This window comes from Myxococcus sp. XM-1-1-1 (genome assembly GCF_020037095.1).
In the GTDB taxonomy this organism is placed as follows: Bacteria; Myxococcota; Myxococcia; order Myxococcales; family Myxococcaceae; genus Myxococcus; species Myxococcus fulvus.
Genome location: NZ_JAIQDH010000001.1, coordinates 653019 through 673673, shown reverse-complemented (window position 1 = coordinate 673673; position 20655 = coordinate 653019). Strand labels below are relative to the sequence as shown.

Below are 20655 nucleotides of genomic sequence, written 5' to 3'. Positions count from 1 at the left end.
CGCGGGAGGTCAGAAGAGGCTGCCCTGGGGCGTGGGCGGTGGCTGCTTCTTGAAATACTGGTAGGTGCGGTGCGTGGCCATCCGGCCCCGGGGCGTGCGTTGGAGGAAGCCCTCCTGCATGAGGAAGGGCTCGTACACGTCCTCAATCGTATCGCGTTGTTCGCCCACGCTGGCGGCGATGGTCTCCACGCCCACCGGGCCCCCACCGAATTTGTCCAGGATGGTGAGGAGAATCTTGCGGTCCATGGAGTCCAGGCCGCTGGCGTCCACGCCCAGCCGGTCCAGGGACTTCTTCGCCAGCTCCAGGGAGATGCGGCCGTTGCCTTCCACTTCGGCGAAGTCGCGCAGCCGGCGCAGGAGTCGGTTGACGATGCGGGGCGTGCCGCGCGAGCGCGTGGCCACCTCGCGCGCGGCGTCCCTGTCCAGGGGGATGCCGAGGATGCGCGCGGAGCGGTGGAGGATGAGCTCCAGCGCCTGGGCGTCGTAGTACTCCAGGCGCTCCTGAATCTGGAACCGGTCACGCAAGGGCGACGTGAGCAGGCCCGTGCGCGTGGTGGCGCCGATGAGCGTGAAGGGCGGCAAGTCGATCTTCATCGCCCGGGCGGCCGGCCCCGTGTCGATGGTGATGTCCAGCCGGAAGTCCTCCATCGCCGGGTAGAGGTACTCCTCCACGGCGGCGTTGAGGCGGTGGATTTCATCGATGAAGAGGACGTCGCGCGCGTTCAGGTTGGTGAGCAGACCGGCCAGATCCCCCTTGCGCTCCAGCGCCGGGCCGCTGGTGACGTGGATGCCCACGCCCAGCTCGTTGGCGATGATGTGCGCCAGCGACGTCTTGCCCAGGCCCGGGGGCCCGGAGAACAGGCAGTGGTCCAGCGCGTCGCCCCGGCTCCTGGCCGCCTGCACGTAGACCTTGAGCTTCTCGACGACGGAGCCCTGCCCCACGTACTCGTCGAACGAGCGCGGACGCAGGGAGGCCTCGAGCCGGACGTCCTCCGGGAGGACCTCTTCGGAGAGAGTGTCGGACTTCCTCGCCATGACCATGTGACCCTATACAGGAAGGCCGCGCGTGTCGCCCACATCCTCGGAGCAAGCCCCCCGGGACGCCCCGGAGACCAGCCGACCGGCGAGCGGGAGCCCGCCCCGGACGCCCGTCGACGCACGGGCGCCCTCTGCTCGCGGTGAGGCCGCCCGGCAGGCGCGCCTGTGGACTGGCGGACGCTCGTGAGAAACACGTCCCAGGCGACTTGGCGGGACGGCCCGGGGGCGCGAGAACATGCCCTCGCGAATCACCTTTCCGGTCGCCAAGGTCATCGACCTCTCGCAGTCACGGTGAGCCCATGAGCCAGAGCCCCGCGTTCCGTCCCCTGCCCTTCCTCGCCGAGGCCCACGCCGAGACGCTGCCCGGCCCGCGCCTCCAGAAGCTGCGCCGCGCGGCGCTCCAGGCCCGCGAGCGCTTCGTCCAGGAGGGCCCGGTGGCGGCGGTGGCCACGTGCGAGCTCGTCACCTTCCCCTACCCGTCGCTGTTCGCCTTCAGCGGCGCGGCCAGTTCGCCGGCGCCCTACGTGATGATGACCCACCGCATGCAGGTGGTGCAGTTCGTGGACGCGAACGGCGAGCGGCGCACGCTCCTGTTCAACCCCTCCGACTACGAGCGGGGACAGGCGGCGCCCTTCTACCGCTCGCTGCGGGAGCGCTACGGCGCGTTCGTCTCCGACAAGGTCATGTCCACCCAGCACGGCACGGTGCAGAGCCACCTGGCCTCGCTGGGGCTGACGCCCGGGGACGTGGACTTCCTCGCCTTCGACCACCTGCACATCCAGGATTTGCGCGGGTGGCTGGGCGGTGACGGCCTGTCCGCGTACTTCCCGCGCGCGAAGCTGCTGGTGCAGCGCGCGGAGTGGGAGATGGTGAAGGACCTGCACCCCATGCAGTCGGTGTGGTTCGTCCCCGGCGGCGCGGACATCCCCGAGGAGCGCGTGGTGCTGCTGGACGGGCACACGTGGCTGGGCACGGGCGCGGCCATCCTGAGCACGCCGGGCCACACGCGCGGCAACATGTCCCTGGCGGTGGCCACCTCGCGCGAGGTGTTCGTCACCAGCGAGAACGGCGTGGCCACGGAGAGCTACACGCCGCTGCTCTCCGCCATCCCCGGGGTGCGCCGCTTCGCCGAGCACATGGGCTGGGAGGTGGTGCTCAACGGCAACAGCCGCGAGGACTCCCTGCTGCAATACTCCTCCATGGTGGTGGAGAAGCTCTTCGCCGGGCCCTCCGCGGTGGAGGGCGCCTTCGTGAACTTCCATCCGTCCTCGCTGCTGACGTCCCACCTGCTGGCGCCGGGGCTGTCGCCCACCATCGTCCTGCCCGCGCCCAACTTCGGCGACGTGCGGCCCACGCCCGCGAGCCGCCGCGCCGCCTGAGGGGACTTCAGCAGCCCTTCCCACCCCGGGGGCCCGCGCACGGCCACGCGCCGTGGAGCGGCAACACCCAGAGCGCCTCGCCCACGGCGGCCTCGTTGGCGAGGAAGAACACGTCGCGGCCCGAGCGCACGAACGAGCGGGGGTTCGACGACGACGCGCCGGGGGCGATGTCCGTCATCCGGCGCGTGTTCCACAGCCAGCCGTCGCTCTTCCACGCCTCGCGGCCATGCGCGGCGGTGGTCGCCGAGAAGAACAGCCAGCCGTCCTGCGCCACCAGCTGCCGCGGCTCGCTGCCCTCCGGTCCCCACTGGAGGTCCCAGACCATCCACGTGCCCAGGGCCGTGCCGTCGCTGCGCCACAGCTCGCGCCCGCGCCAGCCGTCCTCCGCCGCGAAGTACAGCACGCCGTCCATGGCGACCAGGTCCGAGGGCAGCGAGCCCTTCGGCCCCGGCCAGATATCCCGCACCATGCGGGTTCCCTGCGTCGTGCCGTCGCTGCGCCACAGCTCGCCGCCGTGCCGCGTGTCGCCCAGCTCGCCATAGTTGCCGTCCGAGCCCGCATGGAAGAACACCTGGTCCCCCAGCGCGGTCAGCTCCGAGGGCGCCCCGCCGCTGAAGTCGCGCACCTTCGTCGCGACGGCCTGACGCCCCGCCACCACCCACAGCTCCACGATGCCCTCTCCCGTGTCGCGCACGAAGAAGAGCCGACGCTCCACCGCCGTCAGCGAGTCGAACACGCCCACGGCCGAGCGGAACACCTCGCGCGTCTCGCCGCTCGGCTCGACCACCCAGAGCACCGCGGCCTCGGCGTCGTAGGAGACCAGCGCGAGCCGCTCACCCCAGGCCGTCAGCTGCAACACGTCACTGCCGGGGATGAACGCGTGCACCCGCCGAGTGCCGGACGCGGTGCCGTCCGTGCGCCACAGCTCCTGGCCATTTCCCGGCGCCTCCGCGAGGAAGTAGACCTGCGTGCCCACGCGGGTCAGCGCGCGCGGCGCCGAGCCCCGCTCGCCCGGCCACACGTCCAGCACCCGCACCGTGCCCGCCTCCGTGCCGTCCGTGCGCCACAGCTCCGGCCCCTGCAGCCCGTCATCCGCCGCGAAGAGCACCCAGCGCCCCAGCGCCGTCAGGTAGCGCGGCACCGAGCCCTGCGCTCCCGCCCGGATGTCCTTCACCAGGCCCGCGCAGCCACCGCCACCCGGGCTGCTCCACAGCTCGCGGCCCTGCTCCTGCGAGTCCGCGCTGAAGAACAGCCGGTCCACGCCGCGCACCAGCCACTCCGGCTTCGTGCCCGAGGGCATCACCCGCTCCGACGCGCAGGCGCGGCCCGCCGCCACCACCTCGGCCCGCGCGGACTCCACCGCCGCCTCGCCCTCCGCGTCGACGCCTTCGACCGCGGGACCACACCCCACCGCGAGGAGCCCTCCCCAAAGAACGGACACGAGCACCGGGATGCCACGCCATGCCTTCATGTGAGCAACTCCTTGTCCTGCGTGAGGCCGCGACCCCACCGCTGTGGCTGGAAAGTGTCACCAGTGGCGGAACTCGCTACTCACCGAGGGAACCGGGAGGCTCAGGGTGTCCGCCATGCTGCGACGTAGGCCAACAGGTGCCACGCGGAGGACACCGGGCCCGTCGGACCTCGGACCGTTTCGATTTCTTAGAGGAGAAACGGTTGTGCGGGCTGTCCAGGGAGGTCTTGAATTGGCCTCCCGACTACACCCGGGGACGAGGCTGTCCGGAAGGCATCAGCCCCCTGCCCGGAGGGACTTGAGGGCTTCGCGGAACAGGTCCTGGAAGGAAGCGTCGGCGCCCAGCCGGCTGGTGGCGAGCTCCGCGGCCTTCTCCGCCTGCGGGGGCTTGTAGCCCAGGTTGAGCAGGGCGGAGACCAGGTCGGACTGGGTGGCGCTGGCGGGTGCGGGGGCGGTGCCCCGGGAGACCGCCTCCAGGTGGACGTTCTTCATCTTGTCCTTGAGCTCCAGCACCAGCCGCTCGGCGGTCTTCTTCCCGACGCCGTGGATCTTCGCCAGCCGGGCCACCTCCCCGCGGGACAGCGCCGCCACCAGCTCCGGCACCTCCATGCCGGACAGCACGCCCAGCGCCATGCGGGGGCCCACGCGGGAGACGCCGTTGAGCAGCAGGAAGACGTCCTCCTCGGCCTTGGTGAGGAAGCCGAACAGCTCGAAGGCGTCCTCGCGCACCACCGTGCGGATGCGCACCTCCACCGGCTGGCCTTCCGGGGGCAGCTTGCCCAGCGACAGGGTGGAGAGGTTCACCCGGTAGCCCACGCCCTGCACGTCGATGACGGCGTCCTCGGCGTCCTTCTCCAGCACCACTCCCCGCAACCGAGCAATCATCCCGCCTCCGGACGCCGATAGGACGGCGCCAGCCTGTCCGCGAGCAGCGCCGCGGCGCCCTTGCGCTTCTTCGTGGTCGGGCCCGCCGTGGGAATGGCAGACCGGCCGTGATTGAGGTGGCACAGGGCCACGGCCAGGGCGTCGCTCGCGTCCGCGCGCCCCAGGTCCACCGCCTGCAGCCCCAGCAACGTCTTCACCATGCGTGACACGGCGTCCTTGCCGTCCGCGCCGCCGGCGCCCACCGACTTCTTCACCTTCGCGGGCGGGTACTCGAAGACGGGCAGCGCCACCTGGGCCGCCGCCAGCAGCGCCACGCCCCGCGCGTGTCCCAGCACCAGCGCGCTGCGCGCGTTGCGGAAGGTGAACACCCCCTCCACGGCCACCGCCGCCGGACGGAAGTGCGCCAGTTGGGCGCTGAGCGCCGCGTGCAGCTCCTTCAGGCGGAAGGCCAGGGGCGCGCTCTCGTCGACCTTGATGACGCCGTGGCCCACGTGCACCAGGCGGCCCCGCTTCTCTTCCACCACCCCGTAGCCCATGAAGCGGCTGCCGGGGTCCACACCGAGGACGCGCACCGTTGACTCCGTTCCACCCGCCGCTACTGCGACAAGGACTCCATCAGGGACTCCTCGATCTCGAAGTTCGCGTGCACGTTCTGCACGTCGTCGTTCTCGTCGAGCGCGTCCATCAGCTTGAGCATCTTCCTGGCGTTGTCGCCGTCGAGCTGGAGCGTATTCTGCGGCAGATACACCCACTTCTGCTCGCCCAGCGGAAGGCCCCCGGATTCCAGGGCCGTGGCCACCGTGTGCAGGTCCGCCGGCGCACAGCGCACCTCGAAGCCTTCCGCGCCCTGGGGCACCACGTCCTCGGCGCCCGCCTCCAGCGCCTTCTCCAGCACCGTGTCCTCGGAGGGGCCCGGCTTGACGGTGACGACGCCCTTCTTCTGGAACATCCAGGCCACCGCGCCCTCGGCGCCCAGGTTACCGCCGTGACGGCCGAACGCGGAGCGCACGTCCGCGGAGGTGCGGTTGCGGTTGTCGGTGACGCACTCGACGAGCACGGCCGCGCCGCCGGGGCCGTAGCCCTCGTACATCACCTCTTCGTAGCTCTCCCCTTCCAGCTCACCGGTGCCCTTCTTGATGGCGCGCTCGATGGTGTCCTTGGGGATGTTGGCGTCGCGGGCCAGGCCCAGCGCCACGCGCAGGCGCGCGTTGCCAGCGGGGTCTCCTCCTCCGAGCCTCGCGGAGACGGTGATCTCCTTGATGACCTTCGAATAGAGCTTGCCCTTGGTCGCGCCCATCGCGGCCTTCTGGCGCTTGATCTTCGACCACCGATTGTGACCGGACATGGAAGGTGTCGCCTCGTGGCGGCCTTGTCTCCCAGCCCGGGGCGCGGAGTCAAACCCCTCGTCGGTCCGCGTCCGGTTCCGTCACGCTGGCCCCGGGCTCCACCGAGGGCAGGGGCTCGAAGAAGCCGGGCACGTCGCCCGAGCCCGCCCCGCGCTCGCGCTCCTCCATGAGGCAGGCGGGGACGAGCACGCCCAGCGCGAACAGCCGCGTGGCAGCCTCGTACGTCACCACCTCCGGGAAGTCGCACTCGAGCAGCACGGCGCGCACCGTGCGTCGTCCATCAAACAGCCGCACCAGCACGCCCACGTCCTCGGGCAGCGTGGAGAGCTCCCGCGCGAGCCGCGCGAAGTCCACCGTGAGCCGCGACGCCAGCGGCAGGCCGCGCGCCCTGAGCGCCTCGAAGCGCTCCAGCGCCGGCAATACCGTCTCGCACAGATAGGCCCGGTCCATGGTGAACGAGCCCTTGTGCAGCTCCGGCCCCAGCGCCACCGCGTAGTCGCCGTGGGCGAAGCCCAGCATCCTCCGGAACGCGAGGCTGCCGCGCACGCCGTGGAACATGGCGTCCACCACCAGCCCGTGCCGGAACGAGAACCAGCCCTCGCCCTCCGCCAGCACCACCCGCCCGGAGCGCACGCCCGACAGCAGCGCCCGCGTCACCTTCGTCAGCGGCAGCCGCGCGGTGTGGGACTCGAAGGTGGACTCGCCCGTGGCCCGCTCCGACTTGAGCCTCGCCAGCGCCACCACGTCCTCCACGTCCACCGGCCGCGCCAGGTAGTCGTCCGCGCCCACGCCAGCGGCCAGGTCCCGGTGGAACTCCTCCTCGCGCCGGGCCAGCAGCAACACCGGCACGCGAGAGGTGCGCGCGTCCGCGCGGAGCTGTCCGCACAGGCTGAAGCCGTCACCGTCCGGCAACTCCACCTCGGCGATGACCAGCCGCGGCAACGGCTCCTCCGAGGCCAGCGCCTCCAGCGCGCCGCGCACGTCGCCCACCAGCAGCGCCTCGAAGCCCGCCTCCACCAGGGCCACCGCCAGCGCCGACTGCGCGGGCGCGTCCGAGTCCACCAGCAGCACCCGCGCCCGGCTCCGCCCTCCGCGACGGCGCGAGCCCACCTCCGAGGGCACCGGGTCCTCGGAAGAGCTCGACAGGGGGAGATGAGGAAGCGCGTCAGCCATGGATAACGAATTATTCCAGCGAAGTTCGACAACTTCGCAACCTGGACACAAGTCCTCGGAATCGTTGGGTTTCCGTCACCTCCCCGGCGCGGTAGGGTGCGCGGCATGACGCGCTCGAGCCCTCGCTCCGTCCTGGTGTCCACACTGCTCCTGGCCTCCGCCGCCTTTGCCCAGCAGGGCGCCCCCGGGCAACCGGGGGAGGCGGGTTCGGTCAGCGTGGAGCAGACGGCGATGGAGTCCGCGGAGGACCGGCTGGGCGCGGTGATTGCGCCGGTGACGCTGCCAGCCGGGGTGACGGCGGTGTACGGCTACGCGGGCGCGCCGGAGCTGGGCGTGGGCTTCCGCCAGGGCCTGTCGTTGCTGGAGCTGGAGGCGCGGGCGCGCTTCAACTGGTTCCAGCTGTCCGCGGCGCTGGAGCTGGTGGGCCGGGTGAAGGTGATGGACAACGGCACGGTGTCCATGGCGCCCACGCTGGGGCTGGGCGTGGTGCTCAACTCCGGCTCCACGTACATGGACGACCAGAACTTCTCGGGTGTGCTCTTGCGCCTGTCGCCCGGGCTGGTGGTGGGCTGGCGGGTGGCGGAGACGGTGACCCTCCTGGGCCTGGTCGACGTGCCCGTGGACGTGGGCCTCTCCAAGTCCGAGTCGCGGCGCGCGCAGGTGCTCGGCGGCGGAGGCGTGGAGGTGTACCTGGGCAACGACGTGTCCATCCTGCTCGCGGGGCAGCTGGGCCTGGAGACGTTCCGCGAGCGCGTGGGCCTCTCCGACACGCGGCTGGGCTGGGGCGTGAAGGCGGGCCTGGGGGCGCGCCTGTTCTGACTCACGTCAGGCCGTAGCGCTCCAGCTTCTTGAGCAGCCCCTGCCGCGACAGGCCGAGCGCCTCCGCGGTGTGTGTGCGGTTGTTGTGACAGCGCTCCAGCGCGCTCTCGATTTCACGGCGCTCCAGCGCCTCCACCTTCGCGGCCAGGGTGGTGCCGCCCGACGTGCTCGCGCGTGGCCGCTCGCTGCCGGTGAAGGACAGGTCCTCGGGCTGGAGCTCGCGGCGCTCTCCGGCCAGCACGGACGCGCGCTGCATCTCGTGGCGCAGCTCGCGCAGGTTGCCGGGCCACGCGTGCGCGGCGAGCGCCTCCGCGGCGGCGTCCGAGAGCAGCCGCGCCCGGCCATCCGGACACAGGTGCGCGCACTGGTTGAGGAAGTGCTTGGCGAGCAACGGCAGGTCGGTGGCGCGCTCGCGCAGCGGCGGCAGGCGGACCTCCACGCCCTTGACGCGCCAGTAGAGGTCCTCGCGGAAGGTGCCCTCCTGGAGCATGCGGCCCAGGTCACGGTGCGTGGCCGTGACGAGGCGCACGTCCACGTGGACGGGGCGGTCCGCGCCCACCGGCAGGAGGTCTCCGGTCTCCAGCGCGCGCAGCACCTTGACCTGGAGCGAGGGCGTCATGTCCCCGAGCTCATCGAGGAACAGCGTGCCGCCGTCCGCCTCCGCGAAGAGTCCGCGGTGGTCTTTCGTGGCGCCGGTGAAGCTGCCCTTCACGTGGCCGAAGAGCGCGCTCTCCAGCAGCGTCTCCGGCAGCGCGCCGCAGTTGACCGGGATGAAGGGCCCCGCGTGGCGGCGGCTCTTGAGATGCACGGTGCGCGCGAGCAGCTCCTTGCCCGTGCCGTTCTCGCCCGTGACGAGGACGGGCAAATCACTGGCGGCCACGCGCTCGGCCAGCGACACGGCGGCGAGGAACGCGGCGCTCTGCCCCACCATCGCCGCGTCCGCCGAGGCGCGCTCCAGGGACGTGCGCAGCGTCTCCACGCGCCGCTCCAGCGTCACGCGGGCGAGCGCGCGCTGCACGACGACGAGCAGCACGTCCGGGTCCACCGGCTTGGTGAGGAAGTCATGCGCGCCCAGGCGGATGGCCTCCAGCGAGTGGCGGGTGTCGCCCGCGCCGGAGACGACGATGACCTTGGCGCCGGGTCGCGCATCGAGCAGCGCGGCCAGTCCCTCCAGGCCCGCGGAGACGCTGCCATCCGGCGGCAGCATCAAGTCCAGCAGGACCAGGGGGAAGTCGCGCGCGTCGAAGGCGGCGCGGGCGGAGGGACGGTCGCCGGCCTCCACCACTTCGTAGCCCGCGTCACGCAGCAGGCGGCCGTAGACCTTGCGGAAGGCGGCGTCGTCGTCGACGAGCAGCAGCGGCTGGGCGGGGGCCATGATGAGTGCTCAGTCCGGCAGCGGCGCCTGGCGCGGGGTGCCCAAGAGTTCCAGGGTCCTCAGGGCCACCTGGATGAGCGTCTGGGCGCAGGGCTCGCAGCCGCCGCCACAGCAGCGGGGCCAGCGGCCCTCCGGGTTGCGCAGCAGCGGGCGCACACAGGATTGGTAGTAGCTGGGAAAGCCCAGCTCCTCACTGGCGCGGGCCAGCGCGGAGTCGAGCTCGGACGGTGCGGGCGCGGGGACGTCGGACACAGCCACTTCATAACAGCGTGGCGGCGGGAAGCGCAGCGGGGGCGTGCCGGGGACAAGCCCTGCTGCCATGCACGAGAAGCCCGGGCGATGGGCGCCCTACCAGAGGACGCCCTGGGTCGGCCCCGTGGCGGTGCCCTCCTCGGGCTGACAGCGGGGACACCAGTGCGTGTTCCTCCCGCCGACGCGCTCGTGGGTGATGGGGGTGGCGCAGCTCGGACAGGGGGCGCCGGTGCGCTCGAAGACGTTGCGCCGATGCTTCGCCTGGCCCTTCACGCCGAACAGGTCCCGCTGCGTGCCTCGCAGAGCGAGCCCCTCCTCGAGCACGGTCCGCATCGCCTGGTGCAGCCGTGACACCTGGTCGCGAGACAGCGAGGTCACCAGACGCCGTGGGTCGAGTCCCGCGCGCCACAGGCTCTCGTCCGCGTCGCGGTTGCCCAGCCCGGCGATGATGCGCTGGTTGAGCAGCACCGTCTTGAGCGGGCTCCTGCGTCGACCGAGACGGCGCGCGAGCAACTCGGGCGTGAAGGCCGGGTCGAGGACCTCCGGCCCCAGCTCCTCCAGCTTCAGCCTCGCGGACAGCTCCGCCGTGGGCCCCACCGCCACGCGCGCGTAGCCCAGCGTGTCCGTGAGGTGGAGCGCCTCGCCGTCCTCCAACGTCAGGACGACGAGCGTCTCGGAGGGGCGCTCCGCGCCGCCTGGCCGCAATGACAGCTCGCCCCAGAGCATGAAGTGCAGGGCGAGCGTCTGTCCGTCATCGAGCCCCAACAGGATGAACTTGGCCCGTCGCCGCGCGTCGACGATTCGCCGGCCCCGGAGCGCCATGACGAAGTCCTCCGGAGAGGGGAAGCGGACCGCCGCGGGCGCGAGCACCTCGACGTCGGCGATCCGCCGGCCGAGAACCGCTTGCCGCAGGTCTCGTGTGATGATTTCGACTTCGGGGACCTCGGCCATCCCGTCTCACGACCTCCGTCCTCTTTACTGTCGTGCGAGGGAGGCGCCGTGCCAGTCACCCGACATGGGCCTGGGCACGCCCGCTCGGAGTCCCACCGGACGAAGCGGGGGCGACACGGGTGCTCACCGATTGCCTCGGACGGAAGGACTCGCGAGACCGCCAGGCATCGCGGAGACTCGGTTCCAGTGGTCACTTCGGCATGCGCGAGTGACACGGCTGGCATATGCCCGCGCGTGCTGTCGTTCATGACTTCGAACACCAAGGAACCCCAGTGGCATCACGCCGACAGGACAAGGAACGTCCCCGGATACCCGCGCTACTGCCCAGCACGTCCGTCCCCGACATGCTCCTACGCCGGCTGCGCGAGCAGCCACCCGGCTGGGAAGGCGAGTGGCTGCCCCATGAGCACGAGGCCTACTTGTCGATGCAGTAGTCGTCTCCGACCGCGATCACGAAGAGACGTTTGAGAGGCGAGCCGTTCAGCAATGAGAATGCATCCACCAGAAGCGCCTGCTTGAATCTTCGAGCGACCTCGTCGGCCGATGTTCCTTCAACGAGTAGCGTCGTATCCGGAAGGCTCTCCGACAAAAGACCAAGACCATGTTTATGTGGAACCTTGTCCAAAAACCTATTCGCCTTGAGGCTGCCCTTCACCTGAGCGTGTCTGTCACTCAGGTCATACGTCACAATAAACAGCGCCATGAATTGTCTCCTCTCTGCGGGGGGCTGCTTGGCGCGCCTCCGTGGCGGCCTCGGCACGACAAGAGTAACGCCGGCGGAGTCATGCGCAATGAGGGCCGATTTCCCATCACGTCGATCGGATGAGGAAGGGCCCACTGCCACCTTCACAGCAACGTTCCGCCGCACCGAGCGCCATTCATACCCACGCCTCGGGCTAGAGGTGCCGGGCCACGAAGAGGGCTCCACGCGCCGACTCAGAACCAAACCCAACCGCGTCGAACTCGTCTAGGGACTCGCCTACCTGGTAATCACTGTCGACGCGGAAGAGGTGGCCGAATATCCCCACGAGGAACGCCTCACCCGACTCCTGCTCGAAGTGTTTCGACACTCAGCCCTTGTCCTTCGAGGGTCGCGCGCACGGTGTCGATGAAGTCCACCACCATGTAACGGACGAGGGACCCAGGCTTCTCCGGCACCTGCGGCTCAAAGGAGTCCTGGAGCAACTGGCCCAGGCGGAACGAGGAGGTGAACCCGATGAGGTACTGGCCGTTGGTGAAGACCTTCACGTCGCTCCGCACCATGGTGTCGTACCTACCGACGCCTGCACTGTCCCAACTGATGACAACCTTCCCATGGAGGACCACTCCGGCGATGCATCATCGACCACCTCAGCCGTTGAGCGGACCACCATTGTTGACGCCCAGGCAGCCGGTCATGAACCCGAGCACGCCGACCGTGCAGGCGCCATCGGCGGCCCTGGCAACCTGGATGGAGAGCGACGCGCCAGCGTCTCAATGCACAGAACCCGGACGGCCACGGGCTGTCCAAGCGCAAGAGAGTCCATCAGGAGTTCCTCGTTGAACACGGCGACTGCGTCGCGCGTGGACGGGGCGGACCTGAGTGGGCGGACGATGCTTGCGCGGACATCTTGCCGCGGACCTCCTCCATGCGGACTCGGTCCCCTTCCTGCGCCCGCAGAACATCAAGCCGGGCGAGGCAGGCCATGGTAACCGATAGAAAAGCGAAGGTGCCCACCACACATGCACCGGCCAGTGACGACGGCGCGGTGAACGCCGAGGGCTCCAGGTGCCACGAAGGCCTGGAGCCCCAGCGGCGCGCGAATCAGCCGCGGACCACCACGTCGCGAACGTCGCGGTCCACCTCGCCCACGTCCACCTTCACATCCAGGAAGTGCGCCATCGTCTCCAACTGCGTCAGCGCGTGTCCATCCAGGGGCAGCGTGCGGAACTCCCCGCCCCGCGCGAGCGCGCACAGCAGCAGCAGTTGGTCACACAGGTGCTCGCCCACGGGCACCTCCGCGTTCAGGTAGCGCTTCACCTCGGCGGCCACCTCCTCCGCCACCGTCTCCGCGCGCTTGCCTCGCTCCCCGAAGCCCGTGAAGACCTCCGTCACGTGCTCGCTCTCCACCTCCACCACGAGCGCGTTGCCGGGCCCCTGTCCGCGCTTCAACTCCTCCGGACGGAGCTGGTCGGGACGCAGCTCCAGGAGCGAGCCCACCGTCTCCAGCTCGCGCTTCGCCACGTCGAAGGGAATCATCGACACCACCGCCTTCGCCTCGCGGCGCAGCACCCGCCCACGCGACATCAGCGAGAGCGGCTTCAGGGCCTGGGGCCGCACGTCCACGCGGAACTTCCCGCCGCCCGCCGGGAAGAAGCCGGGCCGGTCCAGCGTCGCCGCCACGTCGGCGCCCATGCGCCGCAACAGCGGCAGGTAGGCCCGCGCCAGGAAGTCGAACGGCGGCGCCGCCGGGTTGTGCGTCCCGCCCTCGAGCATCAGCGTGGACGGCTCCTTCGCGGCCAGCAGCGCGGGCAACACCGTCTGCAACACCAGCGTCGCGCTGCCCGCCGTGCCCACCGCGAAGTGGTAGTTGCCCGCGGCCAGGGCGCGCGGATGGAACGTGAGCTCTCGCGAGCCCAGCTCCGCGCCGGACACCTCCGCCGCGCCCACCGCCTCGGCCGCCTTCACCGCCGTCAGGTGCTGCCGCAACAGGCCCGGCTTCGCGCGGCCCGCGCGGATGTTCGTCATCGTGAACGGCGTCCCCGTCACCAGCGACAACGCCAGCGACGTGCGCAGCACCTGGCCGCCGCCCTCTCCCTTGGAACCATCGATGCGCAGCATGTCTCGTCTCTCCCGTCTTCCCACGCCTCACGGCCCCACCCGCGCAATCTGACATGCGCGAGCACGCCCCGCACCCTGGCCCGCTATCGGCCACGCGCGGTGTCAGTCAACACCCGAAGCATCCACAACCCAGCGCTCCTCCAGAAAAGCCACCGAGCGGCTCCGCCAGGCCTTACACGAGCTGCGCTTCCGAGGCGCTCACTCCGGAAGCGTGTCTTGCATTGGAGGCAGTCGTGGTCTCTCGCAGTCTCATTGCTCGCAATCTGATGGTCCCCCTCGCGGCGCTGCTCATGGTCCTCACGTCCGCGTGCGGCCCGGACACCCTGGAGGCTCCCGCCCAGGAGACGCAGTCCGCTCCGCCCGAGGACTCGGCGCTCGAGGTGACGTCCCAGGAGCAGTCGCAGTGCCAGTTCTACAACTACTACTGGGACGAGGGCCGCAACCCCGGCGGCCCCAACCGGTGCACCAACAGCTGCCAATGTGACGGCATGCGCACCTGCAGTTCCTCCGGCTGGTGCCAGGGCACCGCGCGCCCCGCCGTGAGCTGCACCAGCCCCAGCTATTACTGGAACGAGGCCTGGAACCCGGGCGGCTCCAACCGCTGCTGGAGCGCGTGTCAGTGCGACGGCATGCGCACGTGCAGCTCCTCCGGCTGGTGTCAGGGCCGCTCGCGCTGAAGCGCCCTGCCCTGAAATAGCGGCGCCCGCTCCCCCACTCTGGCGGCCTTTCGGCCTCTTGGGGGGAGCGGGCGCCTCGATGTCGTCATCCCGGCATGGTCACCTCGCGTGCAGGAGTCGGGGTGGTACCGCCTACCCCTTCACGCAGACGACCTGCTTGAGCGTGTGGACCACGTCGACCAGGTCCGACTGCGCCGCCATCACCGCGTCGATGGGCTTGTACGCCGCCGGCGTCTCGTCAATCACCTCGGCGTCCTTCCGGCACTCGACGCCCGCGGTCGCCTTCGCGTGGTCCTCCAGCGTGAAGCGCTTCTTCGCCGCCTCACGCGACATCACCCGGCCCGCGCCGTGGCTGCAGGAGTGGAAGCTGTCCGCGTTCCCCTTCCCGCGGACGATGAACGAGCGCGCCCCCATGCTGCCGGGGATGATGCCGAGGTCACCCTCGCGCGCCCGCACCGCGCCCTTGCGCGTCACGAAGCAGTTCTTCCCGAAGTGGTGCTCACGCGCCACGTAGTTGTGGTGGCAGTTCACCGCCGCGTCGGACAGCTCGAACGGAGGCAGCTCACCGCTCAGCCGCAGGGCCTCGATTGCGCCACGCAGCATCAGCTCGCGGTTGGTCGCCGCGTAGTCCTGCGCCCAGCTCACCGCGAAGACGTAGTCATCGAAGTGCTCGGAGCCCTCGGGCAGGTACGCCAGGTCCGCGTCGGGTAGGTGGATGAACCAGCGGCGCATGTCCTCCTTCGCCAGCTCGATGAAGTGGCTTCCGATGCGGTTACCCACGCCGCGCGAACCGGAGTGCAACATCAGCCACACGGCATCCGACTCGTCCAGGCACAGCTCGATGAAGTGGTTTCCCGTGCCGAGCGTACCCAGGTGTCCCAGGTCCGGCCCACGGCCGATGCGAGGGTGCTTGGCGACGATGCGGTCATACCCCTCCATCAGACGCGCCCACTCCTTCTGGTGGGAGGCCGGAGCCACGCGCCACGCGCCGACGTCGTTACGGCCGCCGTTGTCCGAGCGGCCATGCGGCACCGCCCGCTCGATGGCCGAGCGCACCCCACGCAGCGAGTCGGGGAGCTGATCCGCGCGCATCGTCGTGCGCACCGCGATCATTCCGCACCCGATGTCCACCCCCACCGCAGCCGGCACCACCGCGCCCACCGTCGGGACCACGCTGCCGACCGTCGCGCCGTAACCGCGGTGCACGTCCGGCATCGCGGCGATCCACTTGTGGATGAAGGGCAGGCCACGGAGGTTTCGGAGCTGCTTCTTGGCCTCGTCCTCGAACGGCACGCCCACGGTCCACGACTTGATGGGGCGACCCGCCTCGTCCGACAGCACCTCGTAGTTCACCTTGTTGCGCTCCATGGCCTTCACCTTTCGGTCGTTCGCCCTGGGCTCTGTTTCCCGGGCACGCAGGGACCTAGAGCAGCCGGCGTGCCAGGCCCGCTCCAGAGGGGAGCGCCCGGTGGGCCCTGGCGTGGCGTATCTGTTCGGATAAAGTCCTATCCTGATGGCGAAGAAGCGCGCACGACAGACGGTGGTCCTGGGCATGCTCGGGACGACGCTCGACACGGGGCAGGGCCCGAACCGGTGGATGAAGTGGCGGCCCACGGTGGCGCTGTGCCAGCAGGAGGACCTGGTGGTGCACCGGCTGGAGCTGTTGCACCCGCCGGCGGCCACACAGATTGCGGCGACGGTGGTGGCGGACATCCGACAGGTGTCGCCGGAGACCACGGTGCGCACCACGCTGCTGGACATCCGAAACCCGTGGGACCTGGAGGAGACGTACGGCGCGCTGCTCGACTACGTGCGCGGGTACAGCTTCAACCCCGAGGAGGAGGACTACCTCGTCCACATCACCACGGGCACGCACATCGCGCAGATCTCGATGTTCCTGTTGGTGGAGAGCCGGCTGATTCCGGGGCGGCTGGTGCAGCTGTCGCCGGACCCTCGGGACAAGGCGGGCGCGGGGACGAACACGCTCATCGACCTGGACCTGTCGCGCTACGACACGCTGGCGGCGCGCTTCCAGCGTGAGCAGCGCGAGGGCTTGTCGTACCTCAAGGCGGGCATCGACACGCGCAACGCGGCGTTCAACCACATCATCGAGCGCATCGAACAGGTGGCGAGCCACTCGCGCGCGCCGCTGCTCATCACCGGTCCCACGGGCGCGGGCAAGTCGCAGCTCGCGCGCCGCGTCTACACGCTGAAGAAGTCTCGCGGCACGGTGAGCGGACCGTTCGTGGACCTCAACTGCGCCACGCTGCGCGGTGACGGCGCCATGTCCGCGCTCTTCGGACATGTGAAGGGCTCGTTCACCGGCGCGCTGCAGGACCGGCCTGGACTCTTGCGTCAGGCGAACGGCGGGGTGCTGTTCCTCGACGAGATTGGGGAGCTGGGGGCCGACGAGCAGGCGATGCTGCTGCGCGCGCTGGAGGACAAGCGGTTCCTGCCGGTGGGCTCGGACAAGGAGGTGGAGAGCGACTTCCAGCTCATCGCCGGCACCAACCGGGACTTGCAGACCGAGGTGGAGCGCGGGCGCTTCCGCGAGGACCTGCTCGCGCGCATCAACCTGTGGACCTTCCGACTGCCCGCGCTGCGTGAGCGCCCCGAGGACATCCCGCCGAACCTGCTCTACGAGCTGGACCGGGCATCGGAGGCGATGGGCGCGCGCATCACGCTGAACAAGGAGGCCCAGGAGCGCTTCCTGCGCTTCGCCACCTCTCCTGATGCGCGCTGGTCGGGCAACTTCCGGGACCTCAACGCCGCGGTGCTGCGCATGGCCACGCTCGCGCCCGGGGGGCGCATCACCCGCGAGGTCGTGGACGAGGAACTGGAGCGCCTGCGCGCGCAGTGGCGGACAGGCAGTACCCGCCCGGGCCCTGTGTCATCCATGAGCGGCGAGGACCGGGTCGCGGAGGTGCTCGGTGAAGAGCTCGCCGCGGAGCTGGACCGGTTCGACCGCGTGCAGCTCGCGGACGTGTTGGGCGTGTGCCAGGGAAGCCGCTCGCTCTCGGAGGCCGGGCGCGTGCTGTTCGCTCAGTCCCGTGCTCGCAAGTCGAGCGTCAACGACGCGGACCGACTGAAGAAGTACCTGGCGCGCTTCGGCCTGACCTGGGCCGATGTGAGCTGACTCGACGCGGCGGGAGGCCCTCGGGGGTTTCCACGACCGTTGGAGTCGACCCGCCGGAAAAAAGCACGGGCCACGCAAAGGACGGTGACGGAGCGCGTCTTCATCGGTGTTGAAGGCAATGGGGGGCCGTGAGCCGGACGGACCTTCGACACGAAAGCACCGCCATGTCCACGCCGCAGCTCCACCTCGACTCCTGTCGCCGGACAGGCACGTGGCTCATCGCCATCGTCCTCCTCCTGCTGGGACAGCGCGTGGAAGCGCAGGTGCGGGAGCCGGACAACTTCCTCGCCACGTCCGTCACCCTCTCCTCCGCGCCTCGGCTGCGCCAGGTCTCCACCCGACATGCCTCGCCCATGCTCGCCGCCGGCTTCCGGCTCTCCGAGCACTCGCAGCTCCGGCTCGACTGGGGACTGCCCTACACCTCGGTGGACCCCGCCGGCGCCATCGAGGGACGCAGGAGCCACCTGGGCTCCTCCAACCTGCTCGTCGGCCTGCACAACGTCCGCGCCTTCGTCGATGACACCGTCTTCGTGCGCATGGGCGTGGGCGTCGCCGTGCCCCTGGCCCGCCATCAGGACGCCGACGAGCTCGACGCGCGCAGACCGGAGACACAAGACGCCAACTACACCACCGCCGCCGCGGTGCGCGGGCTCGCGGACCCGTGGCTGTGGGCGCTCGACACCACCTCCGTCGTGCTGCCCATGGCCGTGGGCCTGGACCTGCCCGGCTTCCAGCTCCGCGCGGACGTGGCACTGGGAATGCTCATCCCCGTCTCCCGCACGGCGAGGGACACGCACTTCGTCGCGCAGGCCAGCCTGGAGGCCGCGCTCGGGCTCGGCATGCTGGAGCCCGGCGCGCGGGTGCAGGTCGTCACGCCCCACCTCACCGAGGCGACCTGGGATGGGGAGGACTCGCGTGTCTCGCTGGAGCCCTTCGTCCGGGTCCGCCTGGGGCCCGCCTTCGCCCGCGCGGGCGTGCGCATCGACCTGGGCGCCCCCCGGGCGCACCCCGCGCCCAGCGCGTCACGGATGTGGGCGCTGGGCCTGGGGCTCGGCGTCGGCTTCTGACAGGGCCCGCTACTTGATGAGGTAGAAGGCCTCCTGCCGGGGCACGAAGAACTTCCAGCCCTCCTGCGTGAGATAGGCCGGGTCCTCCTCCATCACCGCGACCTTCTGCCCGTCCCACTCCGGCACCGGCGTGGACGTGTTGAGCTCGATGGCGATGTACGAGCCCTCGCGCAGCAGCTTCGGCGCCTCCTTGCGCGTCGCCGAGCGGAAGTCGATGGACGCGCCCAGCGCGTGGCCCTGGTTGCCCAGCGGATGGCTGTAGACCTGCGCAGTGATTCCCAGCTCGTCCATCCTCGCCATCGTCGCGTCATACACATCCGCCGACGAGCGCCCCGGCCGGGACGCCTCCAGCATCAACACATCCTGGAGCGTGTTCGTGTTCGCCAGCGCCTGCTTCAAGCCCTGGGGCGCGTCCGTCTCCCCCTCGCGCAGCACATAGGCCATCTTCTGCCAGTCGGTGTGCAGCCCCAGGTAGCTGATGCCGAAGTCCACGTGGATGAGGTCCCCACGCTCGATGACGACCTCCTCCTTCGTCACCGCGAGGAAGCCGCGCGACTTGGAGTTCACCCCGCCCTTGCGCTGCACGCGCATGTCCGGCTGGAACCACGTGCTCACGCCCAGCGCCCACAGCCTGTCGTAGAGCCACCGGCGGATGTCCCCCACCGTCGTCTTCCCCGGCACCACCACCTTCGACGAGAAGGCCTCCTTCACCACCTCGTCCGTCAGCTCCACCAGCCCCTGGTAGTGCTCCCACTCCTCGGGCAGCCGCGAGTCCAGGTACTCCTCGATGAGCGGCGCCGCGCTCACGAAGCGCGCCTCCGCCTTCGGCCCGAGCGCCTCCAGAATCCACGCATACCCGTCCCGCGTCAGGCTGCGCGTCACGCCCCGCTTGCCGTCGATGCCCAGCGCAATCGCCTTCGGCTGGTGGCGCGCGTCCAGCTCCGCCAGGAACTCCGGCCCGGACTTGCCCTCCTCGGGCGTCTCGAAGAACTGGAGCACCGCCTCCTCCGCGTAGCCCGTCAGCGCCACGCGCCGCAGCCCCTCGGCCCCCGCGTCCACGAAGACGAAGACGTCACGGTTGCCGGCGTACGGGCGCGGCGGCGCCACGTACTGCGTCAGCGGGTCGTCATGGAACTCCTCGTTGACGACAATCCACATGCCCACGCCATGGCGGCGCATCATCTCCAGCAACATGTCGTGGCGCTTCCGCAGCCAGCCCTCCCGCAGCGCAATCTGCTGGGACATGGGCAACAGCCGGGGCTTCTCGTCCCGGGCTTGGGCACACCGGGACGTCGAACACGCGGACAACAACAGGAGCGGCAGGGCCGCCCACTTCAGCAGGGTCATTGGGGACTCCGAGTCGAGCAGGAGCCACACCCTATCGCTCAGACGGCACTCACCGAAGTCCCCCACCTCCGGAGCCCTTGGAGACTCCGGAGGCGGAGGACCTGGGGCGCGGACTGCCCCTTCCTCCACCACGCACCACGCAGGCCCTCCCGGATGACGCCCCCCCACGACCTGGAGTCATTCGCGTCGTCTCCCCCACCTTCACGACGCCATCCGTCAGAGGCGACGGTCGTCCCCCGACGCCGCCTGCCCGTGTGAAGCGCTCCCAAACCCTCGCGCCAAAATCTCAGTAGCTGGCGATCTGGAAATCCAGGTCGTCGTCCAGCAGGAGCTCCGCGTCACGCGCCTCCCGCTGCGGCTCATCCTCTTCAGAAGAAGCGCCCCCCCGGCACCGCCCCCCGCCCAGCTCCCGTCCCTCACCCTCCGCCAACGCCCCCCAGCTCCCGCCGCCCGCGCCCCGCTCCTCCGGCGCCCACATCCCGTGAGACTCCCCTTGGCCCCTCGCGTCACATCGGAACATCACTCCCCCCTGTCGCGATGCAGTCGATGCAGCTCCACTCCCCGCCGCCGCCGTCTTCCATCTGAAATACGCGGCGAGCCCTTTTTCTTGAGTGTTTCGCGGTGAAATAAAACGGGCGCTCCTCCTCACGAGAAACGCCCGCAAAACATGCAACTCACCGGAAAATCGGGAGAGTCATGTCACCCCTGAGACGTGTTTCACCGCTCCGGATTGACAGCGGGGCTGGCGGGTGGCTGCGGGACGGAGGGCCTGGCGGAGAGGGCCTCGGGGGCCTCCTCCGTGGGGGCGCGCAGGCCCCGGTCCCGCTCCGGCGGTGGATCTGGAATCTCGTGGGCGATGAGGCCCGGCATCCTCGAGTTCGAATTCCTCATGTGAGGCTCCCCCTGGGTTCGACGGTT

21 protein-coding genes are annotated in these 20655 nt (G+C 70.2%); 5 read left to right on the top strand and 16 right to left on the bottom strand.

What is annotated here, in order from left to right; translation table 11 throughout:
- Positions 1 to 9: 9 nt before the first annotated feature.
- Positions 10 to 1041: a Holliday junction branch migration DNA helicase RuvB gene (gene ruvB / locus K8640_RS02765; protein ID WP_223745642.1), complete on the bottom strand. Its 1032-nt coding sequence runs from the start codon at positions 1039 to 1041 to the stop codon at positions 10 to 12.
- A 296-nt stretch (positions 1042 to 1337) separates the two neighbouring features.
- On the opposite strand from ruvB, the gene K8640_RS02760 reads away from it, so the two are divergent.
- Positions 1338 to 2417 carry a hypothetical protein gene (locus K8640_RS02760; RefSeq protein WP_223745641.1) on the top strand — a complete coding sequence of 360 codons (1080 nt, stop codon included), beginning with the start codon at positions 1338 to 1340 and terminating at the stop codon, positions 2415 to 2417.
- Positions 2418 to 2424: 7 nt separating this feature from the next.
- Here K8640_RS02760 and K8640_RS02755 read toward each other — a convergent pair whose 3' ends face one another.
- The 5 genes from K8640_RS02755 to K8640_RS02735 form a co-directional block, all read right to left on the bottom strand.
- Positions 2425 to 3888: an ELWxxDGT repeat protein gene (locus tag K8640_RS02755; protein ID WP_223745640.1), complete on the bottom strand. Its 1464-nt coding sequence runs from the start codon at positions 3886 to 3888 to the stop codon at positions 2425 to 2427.
- Positions 3889 to 4164: 276 nt separating this feature from the next.
- Positions 4165 to 4773: a Holliday junction branch migration protein RuvA gene (gene ruvA, locus K8640_RS02750; RefSeq protein ID WP_046715040.1), complete on the bottom strand. Its 609-nt coding sequence runs from the start codon at positions 4771 to 4773 to the stop codon at positions 4165 to 4167.
- Complete coding sequence (gene ruvC / locus K8640_RS02745) at positions 4770 to 5345, bottom strand: crossover junction endodeoxyribonuclease RuvC (RefSeq protein ID WP_223745639.1); 576 nt, start codon at positions 5343 to 5345, stop codon at positions 4770 to 4772. The genes ruvA and ruvC overlap by 4 nt, the downstream gene beginning before the upstream one ends.
- Before the next feature lie 23 nt (positions 5346 to 5368).
- A complete protein-coding gene (locus tag K8640_RS02740) occupies positions 5369 to 6118 on the bottom strand; it encodes a YebC/PmpR family DNA-binding transcriptional regulator (RefSeq protein ID WP_223745638.1) in 750 nt (249 codons plus the stop codon).
- A 49-nt stretch (positions 6119 to 6167) separates the two neighbouring features.
- Complete coding sequence (locus tag K8640_RS02735) at positions 6168 to 7292, bottom strand: PleD family two-component system response regulator (protein WP_223745637.1); 1125 nt, start codon at positions 7290 to 7292, stop codon at positions 6168 to 6170.
- A 105-nt stretch (positions 7293 to 7397) separates the two neighbouring features.
- Between K8640_RS02735 and K8640_RS02730 the strand changes: the two genes are divergently transcribed.
- Positions 7398 to 8111: a hypothetical protein gene (locus K8640_RS02730; protein WP_223745636.1), complete on the top strand. Its 714-nt coding sequence runs from the start codon at positions 7398 to 7400 to the stop codon at positions 8109 to 8111.
- 1 nt (position 8112) lies between these two features.
- On the opposite strand, the gene K8640_RS02725 is transcribed toward K8640_RS02730, so the two are convergent.
- The 6 genes from K8640_RS02725 to rtcA form a co-directional block, all read right to left on the bottom strand.
- Complete coding sequence (locus tag K8640_RS02725; protein ID WP_223745635.1) at positions 8113 to 9486, bottom strand: sigma-54 dependent transcriptional regulator; 1374 nt, start codon at positions 9484 to 9486, stop codon at positions 8113 to 8115.
- 9 nt (positions 9487 to 9495) lie between these two features.
- Positions 9496 to 9738, bottom strand: a complete 243-nt coding sequence (locus tag K8640_RS02720; protein WP_046715044.1) for a hypothetical protein — start codon at positions 9736 to 9738, stop codon at positions 9496 to 9498.
- Positions 9739 to 9834: 96 nt separating this feature from the next.
- Complete coding sequence (gene mutM, locus K8640_RS02715; protein ID WP_223745634.1) at positions 9835 to 10689, bottom strand: bifunctional DNA-formamidopyrimidine glycosylase/DNA-(apurinic or apyrimidinic site) lyase; 855 nt, start codon at positions 10687 to 10689, stop codon at positions 9835 to 9837.
- Between the two features lie 415 nt (positions 10690 to 11104).
- Positions 11105 to 11392 carry a hypothetical protein gene (locus tag K8640_RS02710; protein ID WP_223745633.1) on the bottom strand — a complete coding sequence of 96 codons (288 nt, stop codon included), beginning with the start codon at positions 11390 to 11392 and terminating at the stop codon, positions 11105 to 11107.
- A 335-nt stretch (positions 11393 to 11727) separates the two neighbouring features.
- The gene (locus tag K8640_RS02705) at positions 11728 to 11952 is read right to left on the bottom strand and encodes a hypothetical protein (RefSeq protein WP_223745632.1); all 225 of its coding nucleotides are present in this window, start codon (positions 11950 to 11952) and stop codon (positions 11728 to 11730) included.
- 541 nt (positions 11953 to 12493) lie between these two features.
- Positions 12494 to 13510, bottom strand: coding sequence for an RNA 3'-terminal phosphate cyclase (gene rtcA / locus K8640_RS02700; protein WP_223745631.1), 1017 nt, complete (start codon positions 13508 to 13510; stop codon positions 12494 to 12496).
- Positions 13511 to 13743: 233 nt separating this feature from the next.
- Here rtcA and K8640_RS02695 point away from each other — a divergent pair, with 233 nt between their 5' ends.
- Entirely contained in the window at positions 13744 to 14187 is a 444-nt protein-coding gene (locus K8640_RS02695; protein ID WP_223745630.1) for a hypothetical protein, read from the top strand.
- Between the two features lie 132 nt (positions 14188 to 14319).
- Here K8640_RS02695 and K8640_RS02690 read toward each other — a convergent pair whose 3' ends face one another.
- On the bottom strand, positions 14320 to 15555 hold the full coding sequence (locus K8640_RS02690) for an RtcB family protein (RefSeq protein ID WP_223745629.1): 1236 nt from the start codon (positions 15553 to 15555) through the stop codon (positions 14320 to 14322).
- A gap of 145 nt (positions 15556 to 15700) precedes the next feature.
- On the opposite strand from K8640_RS02690, the gene rtcR reads away from it, so the two are divergent.
- Positions 15701 to 17323, top strand: a complete 1623-nt coding sequence (rtcR, locus tag K8640_RS02685; protein ID WP_223745628.1) for an RNA repair transcriptional activator RtcR — start codon at positions 15701 to 15703, stop codon at positions 17321 to 17323.
- A 164-nt stretch (positions 17324 to 17487) separates the two neighbouring features.
- Positions 17488 to 18390 (top strand): hypothetical protein, encoded by a 903-nt coding sequence (locus tag K8640_RS02680; protein WP_223745627.1) that lies wholly within the window; start codon positions 17488 to 17490, stop codon positions 18388 to 18390.
- Between the two features lie 9 nt (positions 18391 to 18399).
- On the opposite strand, the gene K8640_RS02675 is transcribed toward K8640_RS02680, so the two are convergent.
- The 3 genes from K8640_RS02675 to K8640_RS02665 all read right to left on the bottom strand — a co-directional run bounded on the left by K8640_RS02675 (position 18400) and on the right by K8640_RS02665 (position 20628).
- Entirely contained in the window at positions 18400 to 19737 is a 1338-nt protein-coding gene (locus K8640_RS02675; RefSeq protein ID WP_223745626.1) for a M24 family metallopeptidase, read from the bottom strand.
- 286 nt (positions 19738 to 20023) lie between these two features.
- Complete coding sequence (locus tag K8640_RS02670) at positions 20024 to 20215, bottom strand: hypothetical protein (protein WP_223745625.1); 192 nt, start codon at positions 20213 to 20215, stop codon at positions 20024 to 20026.
- A 239-nt stretch (positions 20216 to 20454) separates the two neighbouring features.
- Positions 20455 to 20628: a hypothetical protein gene (locus tag K8640_RS02665; RefSeq protein ID WP_153882679.1), complete on the bottom strand. Its 174-nt coding sequence runs from the start codon at positions 20626 to 20628 to the stop codon at positions 20455 to 20457.
- Positions 20629 to 20655: the final 27 nt, after the last annotated feature.

Excerpts from the sequence above, each read along its gene's own strand:
- ruvB (WP_223745642.1), bottom strand. The coding sequence starts at position 1,041 with ATGGTCATGGCGAGGAAGTCCGACACTCTCTCCGAAGAGGTCCTCCCG.
- K8640_RS02760 (WP_223745641.1), top strand. The coding sequence starts at position 1,338 with ATGAGCCAGAGCCCCGCGTTCCGTCCCCTGCCCTTCCTCGCCGAGGCC.
- K8640_RS02755 (WP_223745640.1), bottom strand. The coding sequence starts at position 3,888 with ATGAAGGCATGGCGTGGCATCCCGGTGCTCGTGTCCGTTCTTTGGGGA.
- ruvA (WP_046715040.1), bottom strand. The coding sequence starts at position 4,773 with ATGATTGCTCGGTTGCGGGGAGTGGTGCTGGAGAAGGACGCCGAGGAC.
- K8640_RS02740 (WP_223745638.1), bottom strand. The coding sequence starts at position 6,118 with ATGTCCGGTCACAATCGGTGGTCGAAGATCAAGCGCCAGAAGGCCGCG.
- K8640_RS02735 (WP_223745637.1), bottom strand. The coding sequence starts at position 7,292 with ATGGCTGACGCGCTTCCTCATCTCCCCCTGTCGAGCTCTTCCGAGGAC.
- K8640_RS02730 (WP_223745636.1), top strand. The coding sequence starts at position 7,398 with ATGACGCGCTCGAGCCCTCGCTCCGTCCTGGTGTCCACACTGCTCCTG.
- K8640_RS02725 (WP_223745635.1), bottom strand. The coding sequence starts at position 9,486 with ATGGCCCCCGCCCAGCCGCTGCTGCTCGTCGACGACGACGCCGCCTTC.
- mutM (WP_223745634.1), bottom strand. The coding sequence starts at position 10,689 with ATGGCCGAGGTCCCCGAAGTCGAAATCATCACACGAGACCTGCGGCAA.
- K8640_RS02710 (WP_223745633.1), bottom strand. The coding sequence starts at position 11,392 with ATGGCGCTGTTTATTGTGACGTATGACCTGAGTGACAGACACGCTCAG.
- K8640_RS02705 (WP_223745632.1), bottom strand. The coding sequence starts at position 11,952 with ATGGTGCGGAGCGACGTGAAGGTCTTCACCAACGGCCAGTACCTCATC.
- rtcA (WP_223745631.1), bottom strand. The coding sequence starts at position 13,510 with ATGCTGCGCATCGATGGTTCCAAGGGAGAGGGCGGCGGCCAGGTGCTG.
- K8640_RS02690 (WP_223745629.1), bottom strand. The coding sequence starts at position 15,555 with ATGGAGCGCAACAAGGTGAACTACGAGGTGCTGTCGGACGAGGCGGGT.
- rtcR (WP_223745628.1), top strand. The coding sequence starts at position 15,701 with ATGGCGAAGAAGCGCGCACGACAGACGGTGGTCCTGGGCATGCTCGGG.
- K8640_RS02680 (WP_223745627.1), top strand. The coding sequence starts at position 17,488 with ATGTCCACGCCGCAGCTCCACCTCGACTCCTGTCGCCGGACAGGCACG.
- K8640_RS02675 (WP_223745626.1), bottom strand. The coding sequence starts at position 19,737 with ATGACCCTGCTGAAGTGGGCGGCCCTGCCGCTCCTGTTGTTGTCCGCG.
- K8640_RS02670 (WP_223745625.1), bottom strand. The coding sequence starts at position 20,215 with ATGTGGGCGCCGGAGGAGCGGGGCGCGGGCGGCGGGAGCTGGGGGGCG.
- K8640_RS02665 (WP_153882679.1), bottom strand. The coding sequence starts at position 20,628 with ATGAGGAATTCGAACTCGAGGATGCCGGGCCTCATCGCCCACGAGATT.